Source organism: Candidatus Jordarchaeum sp., assembly GCF_052745115.1.
On record NZ_JBRAKS010000246.1, the window covers coordinates 1 to 5,754 of the forward strand.

Annotated in this window: 3 protein-coding genes and 2 tRNA genes; 3 read left to right on the forward strand and 2 right to left on the reverse strand. The window is 37.9% G+C overall.

The annotated features are described in order from the left end of the window. Nucleotides 1-93 precede the first annotated feature (93 nt). Nucleotides 94-311, forward strand: a tRNA-Pro gene (locus ACUVXA_RS14985). A gap of 14 nt (nt 312-325) precedes the next feature. Here ACUVXA_RS14985 and ACUVXA_RS14990 read toward each other — a convergent pair. Beyond that, nucleotides 326-1,483 carry a hypothetical protein gene (locus tag ACUVXA_RS14990; RefSeq protein WP_445872089.1) on the reverse strand — a complete coding sequence of 386 codons (1,158 nt, stop codon included), beginning with the start codon at nt 1,481-1,483 and terminating at the stop codon, nt 326-328. A gap of 217 nt (nt 1,484-1,700) precedes the next feature. Here ACUVXA_RS14990 and ACUVXA_RS14995 point away from each other — a divergent pair, with 217 nt between their 5' ends. Next, on the forward strand, nt 1,701-2,753 hold the full coding sequence (locus ACUVXA_RS14995) for a histone deacetylase family protein (protein ID WP_445872090.1): 1,053 nt from the start codon (nt 1,701-1,703) through the stop codon (nt 2,751-2,753). 147 nt (nt 2,754-2,900) lie between these two features. Here the strand turns inward: ACUVXA_RS14995 and ACUVXA_RS15000 are convergent, their stop codons facing one another. Then, nucleotides 2,901-5,102: an ATP-dependent DNA helicase gene (locus ACUVXA_RS15000; RefSeq protein ID WP_445872091.1), complete on the reverse strand. Its 2,202-nt coding sequence runs from the start codon at nt 5,100-5,102 to the stop codon at nt 2,901-2,903. Nucleotides 5,103-5,408: 306 nt separating this feature from the next. Between ACUVXA_RS15000 and ACUVXA_RS15005 the strand changes: the two genes are divergently transcribed. Beyond that, nucleotides 5,409-5,547: transfer RNA gene (locus ACUVXA_RS15005), tRNA-Ile, on the forward strand. Nucleotides 5,548-5,754 lie beyond the last annotated feature (207 nt).

A 5,754-nucleotide genomic window follows, 5' to 3' on the forward strand; every position in this document is an offset into this window, starting at 1 on the left:
GAATAAGTATGTTTGGTGTAGATATTCTTATGAATTTTAGTAATCTAATAGAAAAAAATTTATATTATTCGTTCTCTGTCCTAAATACTAGGTGGGGTTGTGGTCTAGAGGGTTTTAAGATTCCCTTAGACCGGAAAGCTTGGTATGAACCTTCGAGACCCCCCGATGGGTACAATTCCGCTTTAAAATCTTAGGCGGTGTGAGTCCTGCCTGGGGCGGAGAATCAGATATTCTCCACTGAACGCAGGCGATCCCGAGTTCAAGAACGCCATCCTAAACTGGTTGGGTTGGAAGTCTCGGCAACCCCACCATTTCCTTATCTTTTTCAGGAAGAATACGGACCAACCTCTAACGTATAGTCTCTAGAAAAGCTTGGATGTCGCTTCTTTTTTTTCCAGGCGACAATTGCTGAAATTATCGCTAGTGCAGAAATGGGGTAGAGAAATGTTAAATTTCTTCCAAGAGTACTCTCGTCATTATTTAAAAATAGTAAAAATGCTCCTTTTGAAAGGTCTAGTGTCTCTCCTTTAACTATGAAATAAGTATCTGAATTATTGACACATGGTGTTTCGTTGTAATAAACAATTACATTTAAAAAGTATTTGCCGGGGTCGGAGGGGGCTATTATGGTAGCTCTCCAGGTGGTTCCATCTGCTTTTTCCAGCATCACCCCATTAATTTTGACTAATATTAAAGGATTATCATCGGTGATTTCCACAGTTACACTAATTGGCGTATTTGGTTTGACTACTGTGGCGTTTAAATTAATTGATATAATTTCAAGAGATGATCCTATTATGGTTACATTAAATTCGCTTTCAACTGGATCATATAATTCATTGCCCTCAAATCTTATCTCAAAAGTGTATATTCCTAGAACCATATCATATGGGATTTCCCAAGATAAATTACAATAGCCAAATGTATTAGTAATTGATTCAGCAATGCTAGTGTTTTGATAATCGTACAGATTTACTTGCTGGTCTGGAATCGAATTGTTATTATTATCCATTAGATTTACTCCGACCAACAAATACTCTTCGGGATGAGCTGACGTGGGGTGGGTGAGATTTTCAAAAACTGTTTTTGATTTGATAAGGAGATCGACATCGATTATGGCATCAGGTCTATTGGGACAGTAGGCCCTAATACAGGTTTGTCCGAGAGGATAATCTGGTGGAATGCTCCAGTCAAGAACTGCGTATCCACTAGAATTTGTGAATTCACCACCAATTAATATGTCATTTAACTGATCATAAAAAAGAGTAAGTTCCCCTATAATGGGATCACTTGAGTTTAACATTCTAACAGTTATTATTGTATTTTCTCCTCTATATGCGATTTGCAGGTCTCCATCCTTACTTAACGAACTATTGAAGAGATTTGTGGTATAACAAATTTGATGCTGGCATATAATTAACATAAGAACCAGAATTAGAGTTATGAAGGATAAAATATGTATTTTTTTATATTGAAGTTTCATAGTAACCTCCCCAGAAAATATTAGATTTAGATATTTATACACCCCTCTTTTAGGAATTAGGATCTCACTTTCAATTTACAGAAAGTAATGAACTAAAAAGGTGAATATTCTTCACATAAAACGAGGTATAAACAACTGAATTTTTAACCCATAATTTAAATAAATGAATAATAATGTAGAATTTAGTTTATTATAAGTTAAATGGAGTGAGGTTAAATTGGCTAAGACCGGTATTATTTATCATCCGGATTATTTAGAGCATGAAACCGGAAATCATCCTGAAAATAAAAAGAGATTAATAGTTACAATGGACTTCCTAAAAAATAAGGGAATTTTTAACAGGCCAGAAATCAAATTATTCAGTCCTGAAAAGGCGTCGGTAGAAATAGTTGCTCTGAATCATAGTATGGAATATATAAAATATGTTAATTACCTCAGCGATAGGGGCGGAGGAATGCTAGATCCGGACACCGTTGTTGGCAATAAATCGTTTGAGGTGGCACTTCGGGCTGTGGGTGGAGCGTTATTGGCCGCAGAAAAAATTAGGGATGGTGAGGTTAATAATAGTTTTGCATTAGTAAGGCCGCCAGGGCATCATGCAACTTATGATCATGGGCATGGTTTTTGTATATTTAATAACATAGCAGTTTTATCTAGGTATATGATTAAAAATTGGGGAATTAAGAGAATTCTTATAGTTGATTTTGATGCTCATCATGGAAATGGTACACAGGACTCTTTTTACGATAGTCCTGATGTTTTATATTTCGGACTGCAGCAGTGGGGAATATATCCTGGATCTGGCTGGTATCAAGAAATCGGGGAAAAGGAGGGTAAAGGATACACGGTAAATGTTCCGCTTCCTTGGCAAACAGATGATGAAACTTATCTTTATGTGCTTCGAGAATTACTATATCCCATAGCAGACCAGTATAATCCGGAATTTATTCTTGTTTCAGCCGGTTTTGATTCGCACTACTCTGATATGTTGACATCCATGAACATCAGTTCCGTTGGACACGGAAAAATAATGGAAACCATATTAGATGTTGCCAAGCAGAAATGTGATGGCAAGGTTGCAGTGTTTTTGGAAGGGGGCTATAATCTTTCAGCTATTCCACGAAGCATATTTAACGTGATTTCTCATATGGCTAACTTGGGCGAAATCTTAGAGGATGAGTCAACAGAACCAGAGCCAAAAATTAGAGAAAAGGTACAGCAACTCATATTAGAAATCAAGGAAATTCTGAAACCGTACTGGAAGTTCTAATATAGGGTTTAACAAAAAATGTTTACATATGAAACTAATCAATATTCCAATAAAGCGCAAAAAGACCTCACTCAGAATCAGAATAATCTAATTAAGACCTAGAATTTGTAATAATCTCTTTTAAAATTGTAACCGTTTTTCTTTTTTTTATTTAAAATCGGTCAGTGATTTTTGAACGTTGTTTAATGAGGAAATTTTAGTGTCTTCCTCAGTCACATTATTTAATTGTGTTTTAATTTTCTTGGCTATTTCCTTACCTATTGTAGGAATTTTTGCTAATTCTTCGACTTTTACGGAGGCTAAATCCCGTAGAGTTTTTAGACCCACGTTGAATAGTCTTCTCGCCCTTATCCTTCCCACTCCTGAGAGTTTTACAAGTTCTAGGAGCTCTTCTTTTACCCCGTACTTTAGTCTTAACCTAAGTCGCTGGATATTGGATAGTTCATCCCGAATTTTTAATAATTTTGCAATCTCGTATGTGGCGTAAAGTAGCCAATCAGCAGTCTCTACAAACCTAAGAATGTCCCCCGAACCCACATTAAATTGCGAAATAATCTGATCCTCCGAAGCTTCATTAATCCATCTTTCCAGTAAATAAGTCATTTTCAACTCGGATAAAAACCATTCATATTCACTCGGATCCTCATACTCTTCGGGAGGGCTCACACGAAGCTCAAATCTATGTTCGTCTGCAAAATAACTGAGTTCTTTATAATCTTTTCTTCCAAGATAAAGGCGTGGCATATCGGGCGTACTGGAAATTAGGTGTAAATATCCAATATCTGTATTTTGCTCTAATTTTAGCTTTAACCCGTCCCTAATTTTCATCGCGGACATAGGATCAATATATAGTTCTGAAATTCTTTTCCCGAAAAGTGAAGCAACTAAAATATTTTCCTGAGACTTAATCATTTCCTCTGAAAGCAAGAAAGTAATAATGTCTCCAATAATTATTTCAATAAAATCTGAACCGAACTGATAAGCATAAAAAGTTTTTTCCAAAAAGTCCATAATCCCCTGGCGATCACTTGCATAACCTGAAGCAATGGTGGCAAGGGTCTGAGTCCTGAGAAAAGACTCTGACGCCAGTTTCGACTCAATAGTTTCAGGAGCCCCTTCAATATACTTCTCTCTAAGTAAATTTTCTTCACCCGCACTCTTAGCTATAAGAACAGCATCCCCCTCAGAATCATATTTCGGTCTCCCCGCCCTCCCCGCCATTTGCTTATACTCAAGAACCGGAATCAACCTATAACCAAAGTTAGAATCATATCTCCTATAATTTCTAATAATCACTCTTCTCGCTGGAAGGTTAACCCCCGCAGCCAAAGTAGGGGTCGCACAGACTACTTTTATTAAATTATTTTTAAAATTCTCCTCCACAATTTTTCTTTGATTATAACTGAGTCCCGCATGATGAAAAGCCACACCCCCCTCAATACAAGATGAAAGCTGCTTCGAAATTTGCGTAATTTCCCCACCACGAAGGATTTGCTGCGCCACACGATTAAACGCCTTTTTTTCAGCCCTACTCAAGTAACCGGATAAAATACCAGAAAGTCGCCTCGCAATTGAGACGGCGTTCCTCCTTGTAGAATCAAATATTAGCGCCTGCCCCCTACTCTTAACGGTATCCAAAGCCAAACAAATTGATAACTCCGGATCTACTAATGGAACACTGTGTGAACTACCATCCGAAAAATTAATCACCTCATTATAAAAAATCCCCTCCTTCAGAATCACCGGCCTCCAATCACTCAAAACAAATTTCGCATCCAACCATCCCGCAAGTTGAACAGCATTACTTATTGTTGCACTAAGAGCAATAATCTGGGCAAAGGGACTAACCTGCCTTAACCGTGCCAGAACCACTTCAAGAGTCGGACCCCTATCCACAGAATTAATCAAATGAACCTCATCCGCAACAATCACAGAAATCTTAGAAATCCAATCTGCATGATGTCTCAAAAGAGAATCCGCCTTCTCATTAGTACAAACCAAAATATCAAATCTACCGAGTTCAGAACCAGAAGAATCAAAATCCCCAGTAGACAAACCAACCCTAATCCCCAAACCCTTCCATTTTGCAAACTCCTCAAACTTTTCACTAGCAAGCGCACGCAGAGGCACAAGATAAATAGCCTTCCCCCCATTCAACACACTCTTAACCATACACAACTCCGCAATCAAAGTTTTACCAGAAGCAGTAGGAATAGCCAAAACCAAATTCACACCATCCAAAACACCCGCTCGAACAGCATCAACCTGAGGAGGATACAAAGAATCATACCCCCACTCAGACAAAACCCCTTTAACCGCTTCCGGAATATTCAAATCCTTCACAAACACAACGCAACCCTCAGAAACACAACAAACAAACAAAACCACAAAGCCATATAAAAATATCATCTCACTCAAAAAAATCCAACAAAACCACTCTCAATATCAAATACAACTTATAAAAACAACCCTCAAAAACATTCCCCCACTACCATCCACAAAAGCAAACTTCTAGAATACCAAAAATCCCCAAAAACCAAAAAACAAAACACCACCCCTATAAGAAATAAAACCATCTACAGAAGCAAAAAATTTATCTTACATAAATTGCAACTAACTACTGCAATACACCCAAAAGAACTCTAGAAAAACCATGGGCCCGTAGCTCAGAGGAAAAACAAACAAAAAAACTTTCCGGGAAACCTGGTAGAGCGACAGAATCCCAAAAAATGTCGAAGCTCATAAGGTCCACTGAGACACCTGTTGGTCCAGGGTTCGAATCCCTGCGGGCCCACTCAACTCCTTCTAACAACTCTACCAATAAACACAACACTCCCACACAATCACCAACTCTTTTTAAAACTCCCATCCTCCCAGAAAAACCTCTAAAAAACCCACAACACCAACCTCCATCCAAAAACCTCACCTTGAACAAAAATTCAAAACCAGAAAACAAAACCACGACAAAACCAAAAATCGTAAAAAACAAACAAAAAACCAC